The sequence below is a fragment of the Helicobacter sp. CaF467b genome, from assembly GCF_022664765.1.
Classification (GTDB): Bacteria; Campylobacterota; Campylobacteria; order Campylobacterales; family Helicobacteraceae; genus Helicobacter_D; species Helicobacter_D colisuis.
In genome coordinates, this window is sequence record NZ_JALAIY010000001.1 from 901,069 (window position 1) to 927,583 (window position 26,515).

General features: G+C 35.1%; 19 protein-coding genes. 15 read left to right on the plus strand and 4 right to left on the minus strand.

Annotated features, from left to right (window positions below):
• The 4 genes from MKD52_RS04665 to MKD52_RS04680 all read right to left on the minus strand — a co-directional run.
• Positions 1 to 3,721, minus strand: a 3,721-nt coding sequence (locus MKD52_RS04665) for an Eco57I restriction-modification methylase domain-containing protein (protein WP_242099420.1), incomplete at its 3' end; no start/stop codon positions are given.
• A gap of 100 nt (positions 3,722 to 3,821) precedes the next feature.
• A complete protein-coding gene (locus MKD52_RS04670) occupies positions 3,822 to 5,084 on the minus strand; it encodes an MFS transporter (protein WP_242099421.1) in 1,263 nt (420 codons plus the stop codon).
• Between the two features lie 305 nt (positions 5,085 to 5,389).
• On the minus strand, positions 5,390 to 5,755 hold the full coding sequence (locus MKD52_RS04675) for a helix-turn-helix transcriptional regulator (RefSeq protein ID WP_060661812.1): 366 nt from the start codon (positions 5,753 to 5,755) through the stop codon (positions 5,390 to 5,392).
• 9 nt (positions 5,756 to 5,764) lie between these two features.
• Positions 5,765 to 6,646: a J domain-containing protein gene (locus MKD52_RS04680; protein WP_242099422.1), complete on the minus strand. Its 882-nt coding sequence runs from the start codon at positions 6,644 to 6,646 to the stop codon at positions 5,765 to 5,767.
• A 133-nt stretch (positions 6,647 to 6,779) separates the two neighbouring features.
• On the opposite strand from MKD52_RS04680, the gene MKD52_RS04685 reads away from it, so the two are divergent.
• The 15 genes from MKD52_RS04685 to MKD52_RS04755 all read left to right on the plus strand — a co-directional run bounded on the left by MKD52_RS04685 (position 6,780) and on the right by MKD52_RS04755 (position 26,484).
• A complete protein-coding gene (locus tag MKD52_RS04685) occupies positions 6,780 to 9,545 on the plus strand; it encodes a RecB-like helicase (RefSeq protein WP_242099423.1) in 2,766 nt (921 codons plus the stop codon).
• Positions 9,546 to 10,871, plus strand: a complete 1,326-nt coding sequence (gene nhaA / locus MKD52_RS04690) for a Na+/H+ antiporter NhaA (protein ID WP_242099424.1) — start codon at positions 9,546 to 9,548, stop codon at positions 10,869 to 10,871.
• Positions 10,872 to 11,045: 174 nt separating this feature from the next.
• Entirely contained in the window at positions 11,046 to 11,315 is a 270-nt protein-coding gene (gene yajC / locus MKD52_RS04695; RefSeq protein ID WP_112056758.1) for a preprotein translocase subunit YajC, read from the plus strand.
• 6 nt (positions 11,316 to 11,321) lie between these two features.
• Positions 11,322 to 12,899: a protein translocase subunit SecD gene (gene secD, locus MKD52_RS04700; RefSeq protein WP_242099425.1), complete on the plus strand. Its 1,578-nt coding sequence runs from the start codon at positions 11,322 to 11,324 to the stop codon at positions 12,897 to 12,899.
• Positions 12,899 to 13,870, plus strand: a complete 972-nt coding sequence (gene secF, locus MKD52_RS04705; RefSeq protein WP_242099426.1) for a protein translocase subunit SecF — start codon at positions 12,899 to 12,901, stop codon at positions 13,868 to 13,870. The genes secD and secF overlap by 1 nt, the downstream gene beginning before the upstream one ends.
• Before the next feature lie 11 nt (positions 13,871 to 13,881).
• A complete protein-coding gene (locus MKD52_RS04710; protein WP_112056755.1) occupies positions 13,882 to 14,223 on the plus strand; it encodes a DUF6394 family protein in 342 nt (113 codons plus the stop codon).
• Positions 14,224 to 14,232: 9 nt separating this feature from the next.
• Positions 14,233 to 16,671, plus strand: a complete 2,439-nt coding sequence (gene leuS / locus MKD52_RS04715) for a leucine--tRNA ligase (RefSeq protein ID WP_242099427.1) — start codon at positions 14,233 to 14,235, stop codon at positions 16,669 to 16,671.
• 1 nt (position 16,672) lies between these two features.
• Positions 16,673 to 17,173 carry an LptE family protein gene (locus MKD52_RS04720; RefSeq protein ID WP_242099428.1) on the plus strand — a complete coding sequence of 167 codons (501 nt, stop codon included), beginning with the start codon at positions 16,673 to 16,675 and terminating at the stop codon, positions 17,171 to 17,173.
• The gene (locus MKD52_RS04725) at positions 17,173 to 18,348 is read left to right on the plus strand and encodes a diguanylate cyclase (protein WP_242099429.1); all 1,176 of its coding nucleotides are present in this window, start codon (positions 17,173 to 17,175) and stop codon (positions 18,346 to 18,348) included. Before MKD52_RS04720 ends, MKD52_RS04725 begins: the two co-directional genes overlap by 1 nt.
• Entirely contained in the window at positions 18,341 to 19,468 is a 1,128-nt protein-coding gene (locus MKD52_RS04730) for a Mur ligase family protein (protein ID WP_242099430.1), read from the plus strand. The genes MKD52_RS04725 and MKD52_RS04730 overlap by 8 nt, the downstream gene beginning before the upstream one ends.
• Positions 19,469 to 19,476: 8 nt before the next feature.
• Positions 19,477 to 20,406 carry a M23 family metallopeptidase gene (locus tag MKD52_RS04735; protein ID WP_242099907.1) on the plus strand — a complete coding sequence of 310 codons (930 nt, stop codon included), beginning with the start codon at positions 19,477 to 19,479 and terminating at the stop codon, positions 20,404 to 20,406.
• Positions 20,325 to 20,765, plus strand: a complete 441-nt coding sequence (locus tag MKD52_RS04740) for a polymer-forming cytoskeletal protein (RefSeq protein WP_242099431.1) — start codon at positions 20,325 to 20,327, stop codon at positions 20,763 to 20,765. The genes MKD52_RS04735 and MKD52_RS04740 overlap by 82 nt, the downstream gene beginning before the upstream one ends.
• Positions 20,752 to 23,766, plus strand: coding sequence for a DEAD/DEAH box helicase (locus tag MKD52_RS04745; protein ID WP_242099432.1), 3,015 nt, complete (start codon positions 20,752 to 20,754; stop codon positions 23,764 to 23,766). Before MKD52_RS04740 ends, MKD52_RS04745 begins: the two co-directional genes overlap by 14 nt.
• A 16-nt stretch (positions 23,767 to 23,782) precedes the next feature.
• Positions 23,783 to 24,598, plus strand: a complete 816-nt coding sequence (locus MKD52_RS04750) for a TIGR00282 family metallophosphoesterase (protein WP_242099433.1) — start codon at positions 23,783 to 23,785, stop codon at positions 24,596 to 24,598.
• A 26-nt stretch (positions 24,599 to 24,624) separates the two neighbouring features.
• On the plus strand, positions 24,625 to 26,484 hold the full coding sequence (locus MKD52_RS04755; RefSeq protein ID WP_242099434.1) for a menaquinone biosynthesis decarboxylase: 1,860 nt from the start codon (positions 24,625 to 24,627) through the stop codon (positions 26,482 to 26,484).
• The last annotated feature ends 31 nt before the right edge of the window (positions 26,485 to 26,515 follow it).

Below are 26,515 nucleotides of genomic sequence, written 5' to 3' on the forward strand. Positions count from 1 at the left end.
TTTTTATTTCATCGTTGGTTAGGTGGTAGAGTTTATAGACTAGAAAATCGATTTTAGATTCTAGCTCTTTGGTGTCTGTGGTGGGGTCTTTGGCTTTGGAATCTAAAATTTGCTCTACTAGGCTTATTATCTCATCGCTTAAGGCTTTGTTTGTAGAATCTATTTTGGGAATAGGAAGTTTTTCTATATAAATCTTAGCACCATAGATGCCATCACCTAATGTAGCAGCATTATCTTTTATCCATTTTTTTGAAATAGCAGAGTTTAAAACAGCAATAATATATTTTAAAGTAGAAGTTAAATGTGAAGTTATTGAAAACATAGAATCTAAAATAAATATTTTGTTTGTATCATAACAAAAACATAATTCACTAGAAATTCTATTCCATACAATCTTTTCTTTTTCAAATTCCTCGTGATAATTTGCACCCCATCTTTGCAGACAATACCACTCATAGCGAATCCCTGTCTCATCTTTGTTGCGTGCAGATAATTTTTCTTTGTGAGAAATCAAGTGCTTATATAAAGCTGGAAATTGGGTTTGCAAATCTTTTTCATTTTCTTGCATTGTTTTTGGATTTTCTACATTTGGAAAATGCCAAGGGATAAATATCAACCACAATCCCGCCCATTCATAGCCATAGCGTTTGATGTCTCTACCGCGTAGCATTTTTTTGATAAGTTTGCTTGTGCGTGTCTTCTCGCTTTTATCCTTGCAGTTGTTTAGAATCTCTTCTCTTTTTGCGCTATCTATGATAAAGGCTTCATTGTAGCCTGTTTTGATTCCATAGTTTATAGAGATGTCCCATTCTTTTAGCGGTGTGCCAAGGCTTTCTATCTTTGCCTTTAGGGCTTGGTTTGCTTGGTCTTGGAATATAAAAGAATCTTTGCTTAGGCTACTTTGGTGCAAAGGCTGTGCGTGTAGCTCATCTGTATCTAGGCTAGGCTGTGTAGGTGCTAGGTAGTCAAAGCTATCTTGGCTTGGCGGTGTCTTTGCAAAAGTGATGATACTTGTATCCACGGTGGCAGAATCAAAGATTTTTAAGCCATTTAGGTCAATGTAGTGTAGAATCTGTGTGTTTGCTAGGATAAATGCCCTCAAAGGTTCGCCATAGCCCGCACGCGTGTATTTGTTGCTCGTGATCAAAGATAGGAGTGCCTTTGGCTTTAGAATCTTGTAGCCTTGCTCAAAAAAGTAGGTGTAAATATCGCTTGTGCCTTTGTAGATACTAAAGGCTTTTTTTAGATGTGGCTTTAGGTGCTTTATCTCTTCTTGGCGGATATAAGGTGGATTGCCTATCACTAAATCAAAGCCCAAAAAATCGCCATTGTTATCTAGCACTTCTGGGAATGCAAACCGCCATTCAAAAGGCTTGTTTGATTCGAGATTAAAGAGTGCGTTATAGGATTCTTGGAGTGTGGCGAAGTCAATTTGCGCTTGTTTTTTGTCAAAATCATCATCAAAAATACTTAGAGATGCTTTTACATATAAGGATAGATTCTCATCATCTTTGGCTAGGTAGTTGCCATATTGAGCGCTGTATTTGTCGCACTCTTTTTCAAAGGCTTTGATTTGGGATTTGAATTTGTCTTTGAAACAAAAGTTTTTAAAGGCTTCGTGGAGTTCTTTTATCTTTGAATCTAGGGCTTGTTTGTCTTGGTATAAGCCCTCTTTGTAGTTTTGCACGGCTTGTTTGTAGTCTTTTATCTTGGTGTTTATGTTGGGATAATGGCTAAGGCTTTGGGTGATGTCAAAATAGCTTATAAGGCTATTGCCGCATTTTATGTTGATGTCTATGTTTGGGAGGGTTTCTAGCTCTTTAGTAGAAATATTTTTATAGTAGCTATATTTCAGTAACTCTATCCAAAGTCTTAGCTTTGTGATTTCGCAAGAATTGTGGTTTATATCCACGCCAAAAAGACAAGATTCTATAAGTGTGCGTTTGTTGTGGAATATGGCTTTTTGGAGTTTGTGGGATTCTATGTTTTGGTGGCTTGGGATTTGGTAGATGTGTGGGTTGCCTGTAGAATCTTGTAGCACAATCTCATCGTTTTCTAGGCGTAGTTGTATGTCTTTTAGGCGTTCAAAGTTTTCATCACAAAGGATTTTTAGGTGGAATTTTAGCTCTATCATAGCATTTAGCATAGAGACTAGGAAATGTCCGCTTCCTACGGCTGGATCGCATACTTTTATGGAATCAAATATCTCATTTGCTTCTTTGTAGCCATCAGGTGAATCTGTGAGTTTATCTAGCCTTAGTTTTAGTGATTGTAAATCTTTGCAATCCCAATTTTTAGCGGTGTTAAACTTCTGTATCACGACTTGCTGCAGGGATTGCTTACACATATAGTTTGTGATAAAGCTTGGCGTATAAAAACTGCCTTCCTTGTAGCCATTTAGCTTTTCAAAGACTAGCCCTAAAACAGCGGCGTTGATAAGTTTGTCGTGGTTTATTTTGACATTGTCTTGTATGTCTTGTGGGGTGGTGGTGAAGTCATAAGCGTTTAGGAAATAAAAGAGATATTCTAAAAGCGGCAGGGGCTTTTTGGTGTCTTTGAGAATTGATTTTTTATAAAGTGCTAATGGCTTTGAATCTAAAAGCTTGATTTCTTTGCCTTGCTTTTCAAGCTCGGTTTTGTCAAATAGGCTTGAGTTCAGGTAAGGGATAGAATCTAGCTCTTTTGGTATGCTTTTGCGGACATTTTCTCTAAGTGCGAGAATCTCAAAAAAGAGTGTGTTTAGCTTGGCAAAGCTTTCTATCACGCTTGAATCCAAAAAAGGCTTTGGGATATGTTTGAAACTTAGCAGCATAGATTCTAACAAACGCAAGAATAAAAGGCGGTTATTCCATGTGATGATAAGCTCAAATATGCTCTCAAAATCTCGCACGCAATCTAGCCCTAAATTTTCTCTTATCGCGTAGCTTAGGGTATTTGGCGTGTCGCTAAGTTTGATGAGTTTGTTGGCGCCATCTTTTGTTTCTTCTAATCCCAAGATATATAGTAGCTCTTCATAGAAATTTTGGTTTAGCACATTGCTATCGATGTGGGTTTTGTAGCCAAGTAGCAGATGTGGGCTAAAGACTTGATATAGCAAGACAGGCTCGGTGTCTTTAATCCCAAAATGTGTAAAAGTCATCTCCATATCAAGTGTGCTTAGGATTTCTTGGGCTTTTTGATAGAATTTTTTTGTGCTTGTGTCGTTGCCTTGCTTTTTGTCGACATTTTTGTAGGCTTTTTGCAATTCTTTGTTTTGGGAGAGTTTCTCAAACTCTTTGGCACTGATGAGATAAAAAGATTCTACATTGCATAAGAGGATACATTTGAGGTTGTTATTTCCCTCGTTTTGTTCTCTCATATAATACAGCAGGGCTTCATACAAGGCTTTGGAATCTAGGGATTGGGTGCTTTTGGGGAATTCGCTTTTGTTGGCTATGGATTTGACTTCAAAAAATGTCTTGACTTCATCATCTTCGTATATGGCAAGATCGATTTTGTGTTTTGTGTTGATTTTTGGGTAGCTAAATGCTTGTTTTAAAAAATCTGCAATAAGATTCTTTTGAAATTCCTCACTCTCGCTTGTATCTTGCGCGGTGTGTTTGTGGCATTGGGCTAAAAAATGATCTAAGTGTTCTTTAAATGTGTTAAGGGATTGTGTCGTGGGGTTTGGTAATGTATATGTGTGTAAAAATTCTTTCAATGGCTTAGAAATGTAGTGCATACGCCTCCTTTGTAGTATGTAATGTATAGCTTAGTATATCGTATATTTGTGTGAAGTAAGTTTAATGGTTTAGCGAGGGTTGAAAAACCCTCAAGCATAATCACTCTAGCTCACTTTCTTTTGGGATAAAGATAGAAACGACTAAGATAAAGAACATCATCACTGCTAGATAGATGAAAAATCCATTTTCAATACCGGCGTTTTTGAATTGTAATGCCACATAAGGTGCAGAACCTCCAAAAATCGCATTGGGTATCGCATAACCAAATCCTGTTCCTAAAGCCCTGACATGCTCTGGAAAAAGCTTGGCTTTGAAAATCCCTGCTACTGAAGTGTAAAAGCTCAAGATTGTAAAAAGTGCCATAACAACTAAAAAGATGAGTATGCTATTTTGTGTGCCTTTTAAGGCTGAAAATAAAGGATAGAGTAGGAATAAGGCAAGGACCGCAAAAATCATTAAGAAGTTTTTGTGTCCTATTTTGTCTCCCAAAGCCCCAAAGATTGGTTGCATAACCATTAAAAGGAATAATGCAATAAGCATAATGTGGTTTGAAGTGGTTGCATCGATTCCTGCACTATTAATCATAAAGGTTTTTACATAAGTTGTGATTGTATAAAACGCTAAAGAACCTCCTGCGGTGATCCCTACAACAAATAAAAATTGTTTCCAAGAGGTTTTAAAAAGTGCTTTTAGCGTCCCTCTGTCTTCGTGATGGTGTAGTTTTGTCGCACTCTCATTCATAATAGATCGCACAAACAACGATCCAAGTGCTAATAAGCCCCCAATTACAAATAAGATTCTCCACGCATAGTCATTCATTTGCTCGTTGGTAAAAAATAGCAACATAATAGAAATACTAGCTACCGCTAAAAGCTGTCCGCCTATGAGAGTTACATATTGAAAAGAGGAATAAAAACCTCTATTGCCCTTACTTGCAAGCTCACTTAGATAAGTGGCGGCTATGCCATATTCGCCTCCGACACTCAAGCCTTGGATTAATCTTGCGACAAGTAATAATAAAATAGCAAAATCACCTATTGTTTCTTTGGAGGGGATAGCGGCTATCATAAAAGATCCTAGTGCCATAAGGATAACAGAAAAAACCATAGAAGATTTACGACCGATTTTGTCTGCTAATGATCCAAAAACCCAAGATCCAATGGGTCGCATCAAAAATCCAAGGGCAAAAATCCCAAATGCTGAAATTTGCTGTATTGTTGGATCTTGTGATCCAGAGAATTTGTGTGCAAAATACACTGCACTAAATGCGTAAATATAAAAATCATACCATTCTACCAAATTTCCGCTACTTGCAGCGATGATAGATCGAATCCTTTGTGATCTTGTAAGATTTTCTTGCATATCTAATCCTTAAATCAAAGATGATAAATAATTTAAATTATTTATGCTATCTATCTTACACTTAAATAAAATGAGATGCAACATAACACATATAATTGTATGGAGATTTTTTAATTTCTAGTAATTATTGTAACAATCTGTTTTTCTTGGTGCATCTTTTTGGTGTTTTGCAGTGATTCTTGTGAAAAAGCGGTAGAGTGAGATTAAAAGCAATATTTATTGTAGAGTGAAATTTTAAGTGATTGTAAGATTTGCAAAGGCAATGTGTGGTGTATTTGCCTTTGTTGTTGCTTTGATACTTGGCATTATTCTTTGAAAATGATGATTTCATAAGAACTTTGCTTTTTGGTAACGGATCTGCTTGGTTGATTGCTTTTGAGTTTTTCTAGGTGGATTTGCAATTCTTCGATTTCTCTATCTTGCTCATCAAGCTTGTCTTTAAGGCGCAAGATTATATCCACTCCTGCTAGATTCACGCCTAAATCGCGCGTTAGTCTTAGAATCGTTTTTATCTTGTCAATATCTCTTTGGGAATACAAGCGCATTTTGCCATCGGTTCTGCCTGGTTCTATCAAGCCCTCACGCTCATATTGTCGTAGCGTTTGGGGGTGGATTGAGAGAATCTTTGCTACTACACTGATGAGATAAACGGGTTCATCATAGCTATACATTGGCGCTCCTTATAGGTATTTTTCAAGCGATTCAACAAGCTCTTTTGGGAGTGAATCAATGTCAGGTAAAATAATATTAGCTTCTAGGTATAAATCTCCATAGATTTTGCTTTTGCGATTATAAGCCCCAAGCTCTTTTACGCGGAATCGTTGGTTGTTTTTGGTGTTTTTAGGAACTTTTAGTGTGATAGGCTTATAAAGTGTCTCTATCTCGACTTTGCCACCAAAAAGTGCGGTTTTTAGAGGTAAATCAAACTTTTTGGTGAGATTGTCGCCCTCTTGGGTGTATTGTGGGTGTGGAGCAACAGAGACTTTTAGCAAAACATCACCGCTTTGATTTCCCATTGTGTTGCCTTTTCCTTTTAGCCTTATGGTTTCGCCATTTTTGATTCCTGCTGGGATTTTAACATCAAAGTTTTGGCTTTGTAGGCTTACATTGTGTTTGCCTCCAAGAATCGCGGTGCTAAAGGGGATAGTGATTTGTGCGGTAATGTCAAGATTGGGTTGGCTTTTTTGATTAAATCCCCCAAACCCTCCAAACCCTCCAAAGCCACTAAAACCGCCAAAATTTCCTGCGCCTTGAGAGAATCCGCCTCCGCCAAAGATTTGACTTAAAATATCATCTAAATCCACATTGCCTTGCCCTCTTGCAAAATCGTGGAAATTTTGTCCGCCAAACATTGAATCGCCAAATTGATCGTATTGTTTGCGTTTTTTCTCATCGCTTAAGATTTCATAGGCTGCGTTGATTTCTTTGAATTTTTCTTCGGCATCTTTTTCTTTGTTGATGTCGGGGTGATATTTTCGTGCTAAGCGACGATAAGCCTTTTTTATTTCTTCGCTTGTTGCATTTGAAGAGACTTCAAGTGTTTCATAAAGACTTTTTGACATTTGCCATTCCTTAAAAAATAATAAATTCTATAAACTTTTAGCATATTATATAACAAATCTTTAGTATATGTCAATCAACTTTTAGGATTCTTAAATTAATGTTATAATGATGCAAATTTTATAAGGAAATACAATGGAAAATGCCTTATTGTGTTTGAATGCAAGTGCGGGGAGTGGGAAAACTTATCGTTTGGTTTCGCGTTATCTTGAACTGCTTTTTTTGGGTGCTAAGCCTTCAGAAATTTTGACTTTGACCTTTACTAAAAAAGCAGCAAAGGAAATGGAAGAACGCATTGTTAAGAGCATTCAAGAAATCTATCAAAGAAAAAATGATAGAGAATATATTAAACAACTTGAGTTTATTAGTATAAATGATTTGGAGGGAATTGAGCAAAAGATTACAAAGATTTATTATGAATTTTTGCGTGAAGATTTGAAAATCACCACGATTGATTCGTTTTTTCAGAGAATCTTAAAGAGCTTTTGCTGGTATGTGGGGGTTGAAAATAATTTTGAAATTCAAAATGAGGATTTTGAGGCAATTACAGAGATTTTTTTGGAACTTTTGAGCGATGAAGCCTTTGAGAGAATCGTGCTTTTTTGCGCCCAAGGGAGAAAGAGTATCGATAGTGTTTTGTCGCTTTGTTCTTTTCTTGATTCTTTTAAAGAAATGCTTAAAAAGGGATTTTTTGTCTATGAAGCACAAAAGAGCGATAAAGAACAAGCAATGGAATATGCCTATAGACTTCAGCGAGAATATAAAAAGAGTAAGGGTGAGAGTGAGAGTAAGAGTAAGACTTCTAATCCGATGGATTTTAGCGATTTTAATTCTTTGTTGCATAAGGGTAAAACTTGGCTTACAAAAGAGAAAATAACTGATTTTAGGGGATTTGGAAAGATTCCTTTTGATGAGAGGGATTTTGAAAGTCTAAAAGAAGCGCTTTTGGGAGTGTATTTAGATGAAGAATCGCAATATCTTAGGAATCTGTATGAAATTTTTCAAGTTTATTTAGAAGCCAAAGAGAAGTATTATAAACAAAGCAATACTTTGAGTTTTAATGCGGTAACTTCAAAGGTTTATGAGCTTTTGCTACAAAAAAACTTTGATAAGGAATTTTTGTATTTTAGACTTGATAGCACCATTAGCCACATTTTGATTGATGAATTTCAAGATACAAGTATTTTGCAATATGAGATTTTAAAGCCTATGATTGATGAAATCAAAAGCGGTAAGGGTGTTAAAGAGTTTTTGCGTAGTTTCTTTTATGTGGGGGATATTAAGCAGTCTATTTATCGCTTTAGGGGTGGTAATCCAAATCTTTTTAAAATTGCTGCTGATGGAATGAAGCAAGAGAGTTTGCAAAAAAATTATCGGAGTGCTAAGAATCTTGTGGAGTTTGTCAATGAAGTTTTTAGCAACAAAATAGATGGCTTTGTCTCTCAAGAAGCTAATAGCCATCAAGAGGGCTTTGTGAGGGTTGTCAAAAATGAATCAGATAAAGAAGAGATTTCAAAATGCTTAAGGGAGCTTTTGGAGCTTGGTGCTAAAGAAGAAGAGATTGCTATTTTGCTTTTTGATAATGATTGGGTGGTGGAGTTAGCAGAATACTTGGAAACTAGTGGTTTTAAGGTCGTAATGGATACGAGTGCAAAGCTAGTATTTCATAATGAAGTGCGCGCTTTGATTGAGTTTTTGAAATATTTAGATTCTAAAAATCCCTTGTTTTGTGAGGAATTTTTTATGCTATTGGGACTAGAAAAAGAGCCATTAGATAGGTATTTTGAAATTTTGGAGAATCCACCAGCAGTGATTTTGCTACAAGTGATGCAAAGTTTTAAGATTTCTAGTTTGAGTGCTAAGAAGTTTTTGGAATATGCCTTGGGGTTTGCAAGTGTGGGGGAGCTACTAGAAAAAGTTGAAAGCTTACAAGCAGATATTGTTTCAAGTGAGTGTTCAGGGATTAGGCTAATGACAATCCATAAATCTAAAGGCTTGGAATTTAATCATGTTTTGGTGATTGATGATAATAAGGCTAGAAGTCGTTATAATAATGTCTTTTTTGAATTCAAAGAAAATGGCGTGGAGATTCAAAGGGTGTTTCAAAAAAGCAATGATTTAAGAAAAAGCTTGGATAAAACCTATCAAAAGGCGATTTTTAAAGAAGAGATTTTAAAAGAAAAGGATTTGAAAAATCAGCTTTATGTGGCTTTGACACGCGCTAAAAATACGATGCATATTATGCTTTTAAGTGAAAAAGGGTGCTTTGATTCTTTGGAATTAGAAAATTTACAAAGAGGGGATTTAAAAAAAGCATTACAAGAAGTCAAAGAAGCTACAAATTTACCCAAAAAAGAAGAACAAGTATTTTTTGAAGAAGCAAGTTATAAAAAGAGCTTGGTGTCTTTGGGCACACAAAAGAAAATGCAGGTAATTCAAAAAGAAGTGCAAGAAGGTAAGATTCAAGGGATTTATTATGGTGTGGCGTTGCATTTTGTAATGGAACAAAAAATAAAAAATAATTTAGATGATTCGGTGCTTTTAGAGATTTTATGCAATAAAATGGGCTTTTTAATGGAGAGAGAAAGCTTAAAAAATGTGATTAAACATTGTAAAAAAATCTTAAAAAATTCTCATTTTATTGAAATTCTAGCTAAAGGAAAGGTAAAATGTGAAATTCCTTTTTTATCCAATGGCAGACAAAAACGCTTGGATCTCTTGGTTATCGGAGAAAACGAGGCGTTTGTGATTGACTATAAAAGCGGAGCGCAAAGGGAATCTTATGCGACGCAAGTGCTAGAGTATATGCAAAGTGTGGGAGAAATTTTGCAAAAACCTGTGAGAGGTTTTGTCTTTTATACAGAGGGTGAAGGAAGATTAGTTGAAGTTATAGGGGAATAAATGGAAGCAGAAAATCAAAATGGCTTTATGTCTAGCCTAAAAAAAATCACTCAAAGTGAATCGTTTGCGGGAGTTTTGTTGCTTTGTTGTGCTGTTTTGGCAATGATTGTTGCAAACTCACCTTTAGCAGAGGGTTATGCGGCACTTTGGAAAAGTAAAGTGGGATTTGATGTTAATGGCACTTTTATTGGAATGAGCTTGGAGCATTGGATTAATGATGTATTAATGGCATTTTTCTTTTTGGTTGTGGGCTTAGAAATCAAACGCGAAGTGTTGTTTGGTGAGTTAGCAGGGTTTAAAAGAGCAGCCTTGCCTGTCATTGCTGCTTTAGGGGGTATGATTGGTCCTGGGATTATTTATTTTGCTCTAAATGCTGGAAGTGCTTCTGAACACGGATTTGGAATCCCAATGGCGACAGATATTGCTTTTGCTTTGGGAGTTTTATCAGCGCTTGGCAAAAGAGTTTCTATTTCTGTTAAAGTGTTTTTAGTTTCTTTAGCGGTGGCTGATGATTTGGGTGCGATTATTGTGATTGCATTGTTCTATTCTAGTGGGATTAGTTTTGGTTGGTTGGCAGTTGCTGCTGGGATTGTCGCGGTTTTGGTTATGCTTAATAAAATGGGAGTAAAAGCACTAACCCCTTATATGATTTTGGGTGTTGGTCTGTGGCTTGCTGTTCATAATTGTGGTATTCACGCGACTATTGCAGCGGTTGTTTTAGCCTTTACTATTCCTGTTGCGCCCAAAATGGATACTTTAGATTTTATGGATAAAATTAAATTAGTGATTAGTAATTTCCAAGAAGCGCAAAAGAAAAAAGATGGAATCTTATTACAAAACGAACAAATTGAAGCCTTGCATCATATTGCCCAACACAAAAATGCAGTGCAAAATCCACTTTTGCGATTAGAACACGCTTTAGCACCTTATTCTAATTATCTTATTATGCCTATTTTTGCTTTTGCAAATGCAGGGGTTAGTATTGGGTCTAATATTGATTTTGGTGTGGATCATGTGTTTTTGGGTATTTTTTGTGGTTTGGTTATTGGGAAGCCATTGGGTATTTTCCTTTTTACTTTCTTGGCAGAAAAGTTTGGAATCGCAACGCGTCCAAAAGGCGTTACTTGGGTAGAAATCTTTGGTGCTGGGGCTTTAGGCGGAATTGGATTTACTATGTCAATGTTTGTAACTAACCTTGCCTTTAGTGGCGAACACGCTCTTGTAGCAACGGATGTGGCAAAAATTTCTATTTTGATTGCTTCTCTTACAGCTGGTATTTTAGGATGTATTTTCTTTTTTATTAGAGATAAAGTAACACACCATTAAGCAAAAGAATCCTTTTTTGGATTCTTGGCTTAGAGATAATTTTTTTATTGGATTGGAGTTAAAATTTAATCAAAAAGTTATCTAAAAAATAAAAACAATGGTATTTATTAGCAAATCATTAGTAAATAAATGGTAGAATCTTCGTTTAATTTTATTTAAGAGAGGTTAGCACTTATGGAAAATGCTGGAAATATCTTTACACAACTTTTGCCTTTGGTGGTTTTAATTGCGATTTTTTATTTTTTGATTATTCGTCCGCAACAAAAACAAGCCAAAAATCATAGAGAAATGATTGCTTCTTTGAGCAAAGGGGATAAGATTGTTACAACTGGCGGATTTATTGCAGAAGTGGTTAAACGCGAGGAAGATTATTTTATGGTGCGTTTGAATGAAGATACTATCGTAAAATTAGCAAAAGATTATGTTGCCAAAAAAGCCGAATAAAATAAAATGAAAAAGAGTTTTAATACTAAATTATTTTCTTTTATCATAGCAGCATTATTTGGGATTATTTTATCAATTCCCTCTTTGTTTCAAACTCAAGGACCTAAAATTACACTAGGGCTTGATTTGCAAGGAGGCTTGAATTTGCTTTTGGGCGTTAAAACTGAAGAAGCGGTTAAGACGCGCTATGCTTCTTTGGCTTCAGGTATAAACTACTATGCCATAGAAGAGCAGATTTTACTAGATGGCTTAAAAGTAGATTTAGAAAGTGTCGTGTTTGAGCTGCTTGATTCTAATGAAAAAGAAAAAATTGACAATTATCTTAAAGAGATTCAAGGTTTAAATGTCATAGAAAATGGTTTAAAATATACTATTACCCTCACAGAAGCAGAAATTATCAATATTGAAAATTATGCAATTGAACAAGCAATTGGTAATATCCGTAATCGTTTGGATCAATTTGGATTATCCGAACCTAGCGTAACAAAGCAGGGAACTGATTCGATTCTTGTGCAATTGCCCGGAATCAAAACTCAAGAAGATGAGCAAAGGGCTTTGGATTTGATTTCTAAGGGCGGACATTTACAGATGATGGCAGTAGATGAATCAAGAAATGCACGAGTGCATACTATGACAGAGCTAGAAGCAGAATCTTATGGTGATGTGATATTGCCCTTTATTAACGATCCTAATCAAAAAATCTTGCTTAAAGCTATTCCGATTTTAGATGGTGCGATGCTTACTGATGCAAGGGCGGCTTATGATCAAAATGGGCAACCTATTATTAATTTTACCTTGAATGCACAGGGAGGGAAAATCTTTGGGGATTTTTCTGGAAAAAATGTAGGGAATCGTATGGCAGTTGTGCTAGATGGCAAAGTTTATTCTGCACCAGTGATTCGTGAGAGAATTGGAGGAGGTAGCGGACAAATTAGTGGGGGCTTTAGTGTGCAAGAAGCAAGCGATATTGCTATTGCATTGCGTAGTGGAGCTTTGCCTGCGCCTATTACTTTGCTAGAAAAACGCAGTGTTGGTCCAAGCCTAGGTGCTGATAGCATTAAGGCTTCTATGATTGCATTAGCTAGTGGAGCGGTGCTAGTTGTGGTGTTTATGATTTTTTATTACGGCATTGCAGGAATTATCGCTAATATTGCAATGGTGATTAATATTTTATTGGTAATTGCGGTAATGGCGCTTTTTGGCGCGACATTGACTTTACCTGGAATGGCTGGAATTATTTTAACCGTGGGTATGGCAGTGGATGCTAATGTGATTATTAATGAACGGATTAGAGAGGGCTTTAGAGCAGGGGAAAATTTCATTAAGGCAATGGAAAATGGTTATGCCAATGCTTCAAGGGCGATTTTTGATTCAAACTTAACTTCTTTAATTGCTGCAGTTTTACTTTATATGTTTGGAACAGGCGCGATTAAGGGCTTTGCAATCACAATGAGTATTGGGATTATTGCTTCAGTGATTACAGCAATTGTTGGGACTCACGGAATCTTTAGATTATTGCAAAATAGAATCATCAAATCAGGCAATTATTCTTTTTGGTTTGGTTATAAGAAAAGAGGTGCTTAATGGATTTTTTTAAACACAACAAAATTTATGACTTTGTTAAAATGTCTAATTATGGGATTGTGCTTTCTTTAATCTTATTTATTGGATCTTTGGTTTTGTTTATTAAGCCTGGTTTTACTTTGGGTGTGGATTTTGCAGGTGGAACAATTATTCAAATACAATATTCAAAAGAAGCACCTTTAGCGGAAATACGCCAAAGGTTAGAAAGTGTTGAAGAGTTTCAAGGCGCACAAGTAAGTGAATTTGGAAGCCCTGAAGAGATTTTGATTAGACTTGCTACGGCAACTTCTAGTGTTAATCAAGATATTGGTGAGGAAGTTACGAATCTTTTGAAAGATACTGGAGATTTTCAGATTAGGCGTGTGGATATTGTAGGACCAAAAGTTGGAGATGAACTAAGAGAAAAAGGGATTTTGGCTTTAAGTTTTGCAATTATTTCTATTATGGCTTATGTGGCATATCGCTATGAGTGGCGCTTTGCTTTAGCGAGTATTTTGGCTTTGATTCACGATATTGTAATTGCTGCTGGTGCGGTGATTTTGTTTGATGTGGATTTGAGTTTGGAGGTGATTGCTGCGCTTTTAACACTGATTGGTTATTCCATCAATGATACCATTATTATTTTTGATCGTATTCGCGAAACAATTGGAATGAGAGCAAGTAATAATTTAAAAGCAGTAGTTAATGAAGCACTTTCTGCAACACTATCTAGGACAATGCTCACTTCTCTTACGGTATTTTTTGTTGTTTTAACACTTTATTTATTTGGTGGAGAGATTATCAAAGGCTTTAGTTTGCCAATGTTGGTTGGTTCGATTGTGGGGAGTTATAGCTCTATTTTTGTTGCAAGTAAGCTTGTAATGATTTTGGGATTTGATTTGGGAAAATATCATAAAAAATTAGTAGATCAAGAACGCAAAGCATTAGAGAAAAAGAAAATGCGCGAAATGTATGAAAGAGGAAGAGTTTAGGAGGTATCAAGATGGACTGGGGAAAAGTAATTTATGTCTTTTTTATATTAATGAGTTTGACTTCTACCATAGGATTTTTGTGCGAGCAAAATATCATAATGCTTTTTATTGCTGGGGGTGTAAATATTATTTCTACCATTTTGAAAGTTGGGGTAAGAAATTATATGTCTGCTGAACTTATGGCAGCCTCTCTTGTAGCAGATTTGCATTTGATTCCGGCTTTTATTTATATGCAAGTGCTAAATAATATTAATGTTGCTATAGCATTGGCTCTTGGTGCTTTGGTGGCTAATATTGTTTCAATTGTATTTGTGGCTATTGAGAGCATAAGAAATTACAACGATTTTAATTAAGGGTTAGCAATGGAATATTATGCAAAAGGGATTGAAAAAAAATGGCAAGATTTTTGGGAAAATAGCGGTGAATATGAACCAAAAGAAGATAAAAGTCTGCCTAAAAAATATATTTTAAGTATGTTTCCTTATCCAAGTGGAAATATCCATATGGGGCATGTAAGAAATTATTGTATTAGTGATGCAATTGCTAGGAATCTAAGAAAACAAGGCTATAATGTGCTACACCCCATTGGTTGGGATGCCTTTGGAATGCCTGCTGAAAATGCTGCGATTAAAAATAAAACTCACCCAAAACAATGGACTTATAGCAATATTGAACATATGAAAAAGCAACTTTATTCTCTGGGTTTTTCATTTTCTAAGACTCGTGAGCTTGCGACTTGTGATTTAGAATATTCTAAATGGGAGCAATTGCTCTTTATAGAAATGTGGGAAAAGGGATTGATTTATCGTAAAAAAGGCTATTTAAATTGGTGTCCTAATGATCAAACGGTTTTGGCTAATGAGCAAGTGATTGAGGGTAAGTGTTGGCGTTGTGATACGCAAGTTATCCAAAAGGAAATGTATCAATATTACATTAAAATTACAGATTATGCAGAAGAATTATTGCAAGATTTAGAGAGCTTGGATGGCAAATGGCCTAATCAAGTGCTAACAATGCAGCGCAATTGGATTGGAAAATCTCAAGGATTGAGCTTTTGTTTTCAATTAGAGCAAGAATGTCAAGGCATTAAGGAAATTGAAGTTTTTACAACGCGACCTGATACAATCTTTGGTGTAAGCTATTGTGCTTTGGCGCCTGAACATAGTTTGGTTAAAAAAATGCTTGAGAGCGATGGATTGAGTCAAGAAGCTAAAGATGAGATTCTTAAAATGCAAAATACTTCTGCAAGAGAGCGATCACAGCAAGAAAAGTGTGGTGTGCCTTTGGGGATTTTTGCCATTCATCCTTTAAGTGGAGAGAAGATTCCATTATGGGTGGCTAATTTTGTTTTAATGGATTATGGAAGTGGTGCAGTTATGAGTGTTCCTGCGCACGATGAGAGAGATTTTGATTTTGCACAAAAATATCATTTGCCTATTAAGCAAGTGATTGTAGATAAAAAAGATCCTAATGCACCTTTGCCTTATTGTGAGAGTGGAGAATTAATAAATTCTAAAGAATATAGCGGAATGGAAAGCAATGAGGCTAAAGAGGCGATTATTAAAAGCTTTGAATCACAGAATCTAGGCAAGGCTGTGGTGAATTTTAAATTGCGTGATTGGGGAGTTTCTAGGCAAAGATATTGGGGAACTCCTATTCCACTTGTCCATTGTGAGGCTTGCGGTATTTTACCAGAGAGCAAGGACAAACTTCCTGTAGCATTGCCAGAAGATGTTATTATCGATGGAGAAGGAAATCCGCTTGATAAACATTCTACTTGGAAGTATTGTGTTTGTCCTAAATGTGGTCAAAAGGCTCTAAGAGAGACAGACACTCTGGATACTTTCGTGGAATCAAGCTGGTATTTTTTGCGCTATACCACTCCACAGCAATTGCGCGATAAAACGCCTATTAGTTTGGAAGATGAAAAATATTGGATGAGTGTAGATGAATATGTTGGGGGTATTGAACACGCAATTTTGCATTTGCTGTATTCGCGATTTTTTACTAAAGTTTTAAGGGATTTGGGATATACACATATTAGTGAGCCTTTTTCTCATTTGCTAACGCAAGGAATGGTAACTAAAGATGGTGCTAAAATGAGTAAATCTAAAGGCAATGTAGTTGATCCTCAAGAGATTATTGATACTTATGGAGCAGATACGGCTAGACTTTTTATTCTTTTTGCAGCACCGCCTGTAAGAGAACTAGAATGGAATGATTCTGCTTTGGAGGGATCTTTTAGATTTATTAAGCGGTTGTGTGCAAAAGTGGAGAACATTGATTCTGTGCAAGGGCTTCCAAAGATTGACACTGCTAAGCTCTCTAAAGCAGAAAAATATGCTAGAAAAAAAGTCTATGAAGCCTTAAAAAAATCTAATGAAACTTTTGTGCATGAAAATGGCTATGCTTTTAACACCCTAATTGCTGCTTGTATGGAAGCAATCAATGCTTTAAGTGAGCAAGAAAATAGAGAAATTTGGAGTGAGGGATATTTTATTTTGTTGAATATCTTAGAGCCAATTATTCCACATATTTGTTGGGAGTTAAGTCAGCAGTATTTTAGTTTAAAAAATTTTCAAACTATTGTAGTGGATAATGAAGCTTTAAAAGAAGATTCAATTACTTTAGCAATCACTATTAATGGAAAACGCCGCGATGAGCTTGAAGTGGATTTGGAAACTTCTAAAGAGGAGATTTTGGCGCTTGCTAGAGAAAAAGTATCTAAATGGCTTGAGGGTAAGACACTTATAAAAGAAATTGTAGTTCCAAATAAGTTAGTAAATTTTGTCGTGCAGTAAAATGAAAAAGCTTTTTTTGTTCTTAGTGGTTTGTGTGTTTTTGGCGGGGTGCGGTTATCAGCCTATCGCTCACCAAGCCAATAAAGCGCTTGGTGGTAAAGTATTTGTAGAAGTTAAAATCAGTTTAAGAGATCCTCAAAATAGTGTGGAGTTAAAAGATTCTGTTTCACGAAGTATTTTTGAGCGTCTTCATAGTAGAGTGGTGGATAAGCAAGAAGCAGATTCGGTGGTGGAAGTGGAATTGCAAAATGTATTGTTCCATACTCTAGCAGAGAATAAAACTGGATTTGCAACCTTTTATCGCTGTGAAGTGAATGTGCGCTTTAAATATACTAATCGCTATACACAAAGCACAAGAATTTTTAGCAAAAAGGGCTATTATAATTTTTCACTTGGAAACTCATCTAATATCACCGATTCTATTCGTATGGAAGCGATTAATGAGGCAGTGATTCAAACACTTGATGGGTTTATTTCGCAAGTGGGAATTGAGACTTTTTAATGCAGATAATTCAAAAGATTGCTAAAGAAGCTTTGAAAGAATTGATGCAAGAGGGCAGTGATCCTACGCCAGAGGCTTACACTGATTATTTTTGCAGACAAGCCAAAAAAATGGGTTTAAAATCCTATGGGGATTATATTAGCTTAAAAAATATGTTAGAAAAAATTGATGCAGAAGTTAGAGACAATTTAGCTAATAAAGAATTTAGAAATAAAGATGAATTAACGATTCATTTGATTGTAGCATTAAATCATATGTATTTTTATAAGAAAAATTTTGCGCTTTATGTGGAAATTATCAAAATTCTTTTACGTATTTTGGCGACTTATCCTGAAAAGTCTATCTCTTCACTTGCTAAAAGTCAGCTTTTGGAATTTGACAAATCTAATCCTAAGATTATGCAGACTTGGAAAGAAAAATGGAATGAATTATTTAAAAAAGGTCTAGAAATCCAAAAAAATAAAAGTACATTAGAGATTTTAAGTGATTTTAAAATCAATAATCAAGCCTTTCAGGAATGGCAGGGAGAAGTGAAAGAGTTTCTAAAATTTCCACAAAATTTCAAAGAAGAATATTTATTAAAAAACTTGGAGAAAATTTTAAACCAAGAGCTTGTTATACAAAAAATTTCGCAACAAGAAGAAATTAAAAACTCACCAAAAGAAAGAATAAAATATCAAGAAGCAAGTTCTTTGCCTATAGATTCGATGACAACTTTGGTTAGCAAAGAGGGAATGCAAAAAGTTTTGGGATTTGCAGAAGAAGCATTTTGTAGGCAAGATAAAAACTACGCATTAGTAGTTTTTGGGGTTGTGGGCTATGATAAGATTGTAGAGGATTTTGGCAGTGAGGCTGGGAAAAAGATTCTATCCATTTTAGGAAGACTTTTAAAAGAATACAGCGGTCCAAGTGATTGGATTTCATATTATGGTAGGGAAGAGTTTGTAGCTTGTTTGTTGGATAGTCAAAAGAATGATGCGATTGAATTTATTAAAAATTTGGACTTGGTAGTTAAAAAGAGCATTTTTGCATATCAGCAAATGCACTTTAAAATTAAGCTTAGCGCGCAAGTTTTGCAACGATCTAATCAGACAAGTTTGGAATATATGCTAATGAAACTTTTAGCAGATTTTCAAGAATCCAAAAACACTCAAGGTGTGATTGGTGATGAGTGAGTTAAAAAAATTTTTAGAAAAAAAAGGTGTTGAATACGCTCCTTTTGATCCTAAACGCGCTCCAAAGATTTTAGAAACTCTTAAGATTCCTTTTTTAAAACCTAAGGTAATACATATTGTTGGCACAAATGGTAAGGGTAGCACAGGGAGGTTTCTAGCACTAATGCTTCATCAACAAGGGCTTGATGTGGGGCATTTTACTTCTCCGCATTTATTTAGTATTGAAGAGCGCTTTTGGCGTAATGGAAAAAATATTACACTAGAAACTTTAGAAAATGCATTTTTAGAATTTGATTTAACACTTTTAAAGGAGGCTAGTTATTTTGAGATTTTAACTTTTTTAGCCCTTAAAGTTTTTGGTGAGTGTGATTATTTGGTGCTAGAAGCTGGACTTGGCGGGGAGTTTGATTCGACAACAACTTGCGTTAAAAGGGATTTAACACTCTTTAGTGCTATTGATATAGATCATCAAGAGTTTTTAGGAGAGAGCTTGGAATCTATTGCAAAAACTAAACTTAATGCAATGGCAAAAAAAGCAATTTTGGGGATTCAAAGTCATTTTGAAGTAATTAAGATTGCACAAAAAATTGCTCAAGAAAAACAAATAGAATTAGAAATTTTAGATATTCAAAGTATTTCACCATCTATTAAGGAATATTGCAAAAAACATCATTATGCGAGATTCCAAGAAGAAAATCTAGCATTAGCATACTCTGGATTTAAAGCCCTAGGGTTTGATATGAATCTTAAAGAGCTTAAGTCGTTGGATTTGCAAGGTAGGGCACAGCAGATTGCACCTAATATCTGGGTTGATGTTTTGCATAATCCAAATGGTGCTAGGGCGATTTTGAAAAATTTTAGTAAAGAAAAATATATTTTAGTTTATAATTCCTATCTTGATAAGAATCCAAAAGAGATTTTAAAAATTTTAAAGCCTATTATTAAGCGTGTTGAGATTATTGAAATTTCAAGTTCGCGTAGGATTCCAAAAATGCAACTAGAAGATATTTTAAGAGGATTAGATTTGGAATTTACAGATTTTTGCAACATTAAAAAAGATGAAAAATACCTTGTGTGTGGATCTTTTTGTGTGGTCGCAGAGTTTTTAAAAAGAAGATAGCAATGGCAATAAAGAATCGCTTTGTAGTAACAATTACAGATATTGCTGGTTCTAAGCAGTACAATATTCATCAGTATGTTAAGCAGATTATCTTGTATATTGTTTTGTTTATTGTGGCTGTTTTTTTCTTTAGTGCTATTTCTATTAGGCTACTTTTAAACGAAGTTAAACAAATTAAAAATAAGCGCGACTTAATGCAGCAAGAATTTTTAAAAATCAATGAAAAAAATGAGCAATTACAAGCTTTAATTGATGAAAAAACTGAAGAATTAGTAAAAGTTTCTGATAAGATTGAGGATTTAGAAGGCATTGTTGGACTAGGGGAGCAAACTAGCCAAAGAGATTTGAGTTTAATAGAAAGAGTTGATTTGGCTAGTATTACAGGTGCTCAAAAGGCGTTTGTAATGCAACTTATTCCAAATGGTGCTCCACTTAAGGGAGATTATCGCATCACAGCTGCTTGGGGAACAAGATTACATCCAATTCTTAGGCGCTCTCACTCTCACACGGGTATTGATTTTGGAATGCCAATTGGAACACCTATTTATGCACCTGCTGATGGGGTGGCTGATTTTACGGGGACAGGTTATAATGGTGGGTATGGAATTATGGTAAAATTAGAACATTCTTTTGGTTTTAAGACTTTTTATGCACATTTGAGTAAAATTGTTGTAAAAAGGGGTGAGTTTGTGAGGCGAGGGCAGTTGATTGCTTATTCGGGTAATACTGGGAGAAGCACCGGTCCGCATTTACATTATGAAATTCGCTATTTAGGGAGAGATTTAGATCCAAAACCATTTATAGAATGGACTATGCGTGATTATACGCAAATTTTTGAAAAGGAGAAAAACATAAAATGGCAATCTTTGCTAACAATGATAAACAAACTATCGGAAATTCGGGAAACACCAGTATTATTGCGCAGGGCACAAGAATAAAGGGAGATATTGTTAGTGAGTGCAATTTGCATATTGATGGTGAGTTAGAAGGTAGCATTATTACTAAGAATAATATTGTTATTGGCAAAAGCGGGAATGTAAATGGCACTATTAATGCCGAACATTTGGTAGTTAGCGGAAAGTTAATGGGGAATTGTGAGTGCAGTATTGTTGAGATTCTACCTCAAGGCAGAATTGATGGAGAAATCAATGCTAAAGAACTTGTAATTGAAAAAACAGGTGAGTTTGTTGGGCATAGCATTACACACAAAAATAATGAAATTAGAAGTGCTTTTGAAAAAAATAAGCCACACAATGATATTTCCAAAAAAGTTGAGAATGTAGTTGGTTCAAAGTAGCTTTTATGAGTTTTTAAAAGCCAAAAAAGATGGTTTTGCTAAGACTTATTCTAAGGGATTGATTGGTTTAGCCAAGGATAAAAATGAGGCGCAAAGAATGGCAGATGTTGCTAGTTTTTTGGGCTTTGATTCTTATGTATTAGAGGATTTTAGGGCAGTTTTTGGAGAGGATTTAAGAAGTTATCAAGATGAGCTTGGCGAGATTTTTAAAACGCTTAAAAGGTTTTATGAATCAAAAGAGCAAAAAATCTTACTAACACCTTTGCAAACTTTGCTTAATTCTATGCCAAAACTAGAATTGTTAGAGGGTTTTAGTGTTGAATTTGGAGAATGTTTAGAGCTTAAGTCATTTCAAGAGAAGTTATTATATTTTGGCTATGAGTTTGTGGAGCTTGTTGAAGTCAAAGGAGAAGTTTCAATAAGGGGTGATATTATTGATCTTTTTTTGCCTAATTTTGAAAATCCCATTCGCATTTCTCTTTTTGATAATGAGATTGAGAGTATGCGATTTTTTGATGTGCAAACACAACTTTGCATACAAGAAGAATTAGAACAAATAGAGATTCTACCTGCTTTCTTTAATCTCAATGAAGAAACTTATGAAAAGCTTGTTGAAAAAATAGAAGAATCGCATTTGCAAAATGCTTTGCAGCTTGAGGGGAATAGTATTGCTTCATATGGGCTTTGGTTTGTGGAAGGCACACAGAATCTCTTAGAAGAATATCCTTATATTAAAGCGCCCAATTTAGAAAATTTACTTAATGAGCTTTTGGAATTTAAGGAGCAGAATCAAGGTTTGTTACATCAGATCTTAGAGCATTCAAGTCTAGAAATTAGTAAAAATTATGAGGATTTTGAATGTGCTTTTAGAAATATTCCGAGCTTTTTAGAATTTCGTAAACACAAAAAAATCACGCTAATAGCCAAAACTGAAGCGCTAGTGCGACAAGCTGGAATCACGCCTAGTGAGCATAAAGATTATGAATTTGTGTTGGGAAAAGATTATGGGGTTTGGATTTTAGGTAAAGAGGAATTAATACTCTCACTCAATGTTCAACAAAAACAAACTAAAAAGCGCCCTAATAAAATTTTAATTGATGAATTAAAGACTGGGGATTATGTTGTGCATATTGATTATGGAGTGGCAGTTTTTAATGGAATCATTCAAGCTAATATTTTTGGCGCAACGCGGGATTTTATTGAGCTAAAATATTTAGGTGAAGATAAATTGCTTTTGCCTGTTGAAAATTTAGATAGGGTTGATCGGTATATTGCAGATGGTGGCATTCCGATACTTGATAGGCTAGGCAAGGGTTCTTTTGTAAAGCTTAAAGAAAAAATCAAAGAAAAGCTTTTTGTTATTGCTAATGGAATCATTGCTCTAGCAGCTAAAAGAGAATTGATTGATGGGATTATCATTGATACTAATAAAGAAGAGATTCTAGTTTTTCAAGGGCAAAGTGGATTTGTTTATACAAAAGATCAAAGTCAAGCTATCCAAGAAATTTTTAAGGATCTCTCTAGTGGTAGAGTGATGGATAGATTGTTAAGTGGGGATGTTGGGTTTGGTAAAACAGAAGTAGCTATGAATGCAATGTTAGCTTGTTTTTTAAGTGGCTATCAAGCGGCTATTATTGCTCCAACGACTTTATTAGCCTATCAGCATTTCTCAACAATAAAAGCTCGTTTTGAAAACTTTGGTGTGAAAATGGCAAGGCTAGATAGATATGTTAGCGCCAAAGAGAAAAAGTCTATTTTAGAGGGATTAAAGCAGGGGAGTGTGGATATTGTTGTTGGAACTCACGCGCTTTTAAGCGCAGTTTTTAAAAAATTAGCTCTCATTGTGGTGGATGAAGAGCATAAATTTGGAGTGAAGCAAAAAGAAAGAATTAAAGAAATAAGTCAAAATATTCATTTGCTTTCAATGTCTGCTACTCCTATTCCAAGAACGCTTAATATGGCACTTTCACACATTAAGGGTTTGAGTGAATTAAAAGAAGCTCCAAGTCAGAGATTGCCTACAAGAACTTTTGTAAAAACTTATAGTGATTCATTGCTTAAGGAAGTGGTTTTAAGGGAATTAAGACGCGGAGGTCAAGTGTTTTATATTCATAATAATATCGCTTCTATTAACCAAAGAAAAGAAGAAGTTTTAAGTGTAATACCGCATTTAAAGATTGCTATTTTACATTCGCAAATTTCAGCTCAAGAATCTGAAGATATTATTATGGAGTTTGCAAAGGGAGAATTTAATCTCTTGCTTTGCACTTCTATTGTTGAATCAGGAATTCATCTTCCTAATGCAAATACGATTTTGGTGGATAGAAGTGATTGTTTTGGGATTGCGGATTTGCATCAGCTAAGGGGGCGTGTAGGGCGAGGCAGTAAAGAGGGATTTTGTTATTTTTTGATTGAAGATTTAAATAAAATCACTCAAGAAGCACAAAAACGCTTAATGGCGCTAGAAAAAAATGCGTATTTGGGAAGTGGTGGCGCTTTGGCTTATCATGACTTGGAGATAAGAGGTGGGGGTAATTTGCTTGGTGAGGCTCAAAGTGGGCATATAAAAAATATTGGTTACTCTTTATATCTAAGAATGCTAGAAGAAGCTATTTATCAGCTAAGTGGAAATGTAAAAGAAGAAAAGGCTAATATTGATGTGAAGTTAAGTGTAACAGCATTTTTAAATCCCGAGTTGATTGCTTCAGAGAAATTGCGTTTAGAGATATATCGCAGATTATCAAGATGCGAGGAAGAAAGCGCAGTTTATGGTATAGAATCAGAGATTGAAGAGAGATTTGGAAGTTTGGATATTTACACAAGACAATTTATTGGTTTAATTATTATTAAAATTAAAGCTAGAATGCGCGATATTGTGAGTGTTTTAAACTATCAGCAAAATATTACTTTTATGGATTCAAAGGGTGAGAAAAAAACTATCGTTGCAAAAAGCAAAGATGAAGAAGATATTTTAGAAGCGGTTATGGAATATTTGAAGTAGTTAAAGGGATAGATAAATGCGTTTTGGATTTATTGGAGATATTGTAGGAAAAGTTGGTCGGAGATTGGTTGGAGATTATTTGGGTGAAGTGCGAAAAAAATATGCAATTGATTGCGTAATAGCTAATGGAGAGAATGCTAGTCATGGATTTGGCTTGAGTGTTTCAACTTTTTTGGAACTTCAAGGCTATGGAGTGGATATTTTTACAAGCGGGAATCACATTTGGGATAAAAAAGATATTTTTCCACTTTTATCTCAAGATGATTCAGTGATTTTGCGTCCGCATAATTATCCAAAAGGTGTAATGGGAAGCGGAATTTATAAAGGAGAAATAAAAGAAGAGAAGTTTGCGGTGTTAAATCTTATGGGAAGTTTTGGAATGCCGCAATGCGATAATGCTTTTGTTTGTGCTAAAGAAGCTGTAGAATCTTTGCAAGAAGAGGGAATTAAGAATATTATTGTTGATTTTCATGCTGAAGCAACAAGTGAAAAACGCGCAATGTTTATGATGCTAAAGGGAAAAATTAGCGCAATTCTTGGGACACATACGCATGTTGGGACTGATGATTTGGAGATTTTTGAGGGGACTTTTGGGGTGAGTGATGTGGGTATGAGTGGAGCAAGAAAAAGTGTGATTGGAATGGAAATGCAAGAACCTATTGAAAAGTTTTTGACAGGTGTGCCAAATCGTCTTAGGATTCCTGAAGGCAAGGGGATTCCTAGTATTTTTCAAATGGTTGTTTTTGAGTTGGAAAATGGATTTTGCAAAGAAGCTTTTAAGCTCAAAGCATTGGATAATGGTGAGATTAAACAAACCTTGATAGCTTTTTAATCAAGAAGTGAAATTAGGAGATAAAAATGCGACAAACTTTAGATTTATTAAAAGCACACAATGAAGTTAAAATCATCTCTGAGCCTTTGGATATTAATTTGGAGATTCCCCATCTTGCGTATTTGGAAGTTAAAAAGTCTGATTCTAAGGCATTGCTTTTTACTAACCCTATTGATAAACAACGCGGGATTAACTTTGAAATTCCAGTTTTGATGAATCTGTTTGGAAGTTTTAGTCGTGTGGAATTGTTAATTGGCGATACGCGACAAATTGCAAATGATCTTGCATTTTTGCTAAAATTAAAACCTCCTAAAAATTTCAAAGAAATAATGCAAACACTCCCTAAGCTTTTAAATTTACGCTATTTGTCTCCAAAAGCTATTAAGAGTGGTAGTTTATGTCAAGAAGTGATTAAAACTGGCAATGAAGTAGATTTGCAATCTTTGCCTATTTTAAAAACTTGGAGTGAAGATGGGGGTGCTTTTATCACAATGGGGCAATGTTATACACAAAGTCTTGATGGTAGTGTGCGGAATCTTGGAATGTATCGTTTGCAAGTCTATGATAAAAATCATTTAGGATTGCATTGGCAGATTCATAAGGATTCAGTTGGAATCTTTGAAGAATACAAAAAAGCAAATCAAAAAATGCCAGTTAGTATTGCAATAGGAGGGAATCCGCTCTATACTTGGTGTGCGACTGCACCTTTGCCTTATGGCATATTTGAATTAATGCTTTATGGCTTTATTAAAAAGCAAAAAGCAAGACTTGTAAAATGCGTAAGTAATGAACTTTGTGTGCCTTATGATAGCGATATTGTGATTGAGGGTTTTGTGGATACTGATGAACTAAGAGATGAGGGGAGATTTGGAGATCACACAGGGTTTTATACACCTATTGAGCCTTATCCAGTGCTTGAAGTAAGTGCAATTACGCACAAGAAAAATCCTATTTATCTTGCTTCAGTTGTAGGCAAGCCTCCTTTGGAAGATAAATATTTGGGCTATCCAACAGAGCGGATTTTTTTACCACTTTTGCAGACGACCACTCCAAGTTTAATAGATTATTTTATGCCAGAAAATGGTGTGTTTCATAATTTAATTTTAGCCAAAATTGAAGCACGATTCCCAAGTGCCGCTAAACAGAGTATGCACTCTTTTTGGGGAGTAGGGCAGATGAGTTTTGTTAAGCATGCTATTTTTGTAGGAGAGGATGCACCAAGCTTAGAATCAAAAGAGATTGTGCCTTATATTTTAAATCGTTTTAATGTGAAAAATTGCCTTTTTAGCGAGGGGGTTTGTGATGCGCTTGATCATGCTTCCCCTAATTTTGCAGAGGGTGGTAAGCTAGGAGTTGATTGCACAGGCAAAGAAATTGAGAATCTTCAATTAGAGATTTTAGAAAATGAAATATTGCTAAAACAAATAAAGGAGATTTTCCCTAAGGCTGAAATTTTAAGACAATATTTTAAAGAAACAAAAAATCCAATTACTTTGCTTGGGGTTAGAAAGGAAGCGGACGAGTGTTTGCAAAAGTATTTAAATGAAACTTTGTTTCAAGCTTTGCAAAAGCATATGAGGATTCTTGTGTTGCTTGATTGGGAGAAAAACGATCTTGAAAATCTTTATATGATTTTGTGGCGCGTGGTTAATAATATTGATTCAAAACGAGATATTCGTATTTTTGGGAATATTATTATCATTGATGCAACGGATAAAAATATTGCAGATGGTTATAGGCGTGAGTGGCCAAAAGAAACAGATTGTGATATAAAGATTTTAGAATCATTAAAACAAAAAGGTTTATTAGAGGATTTTGGCGATAAAGAGTTGGAGGAATTTTATCGCAAGTTTCACATCGATAAATCTTATGCAACAAAAACTTAAAAACAAAGAATCTAGCTCATTGATATAAGGT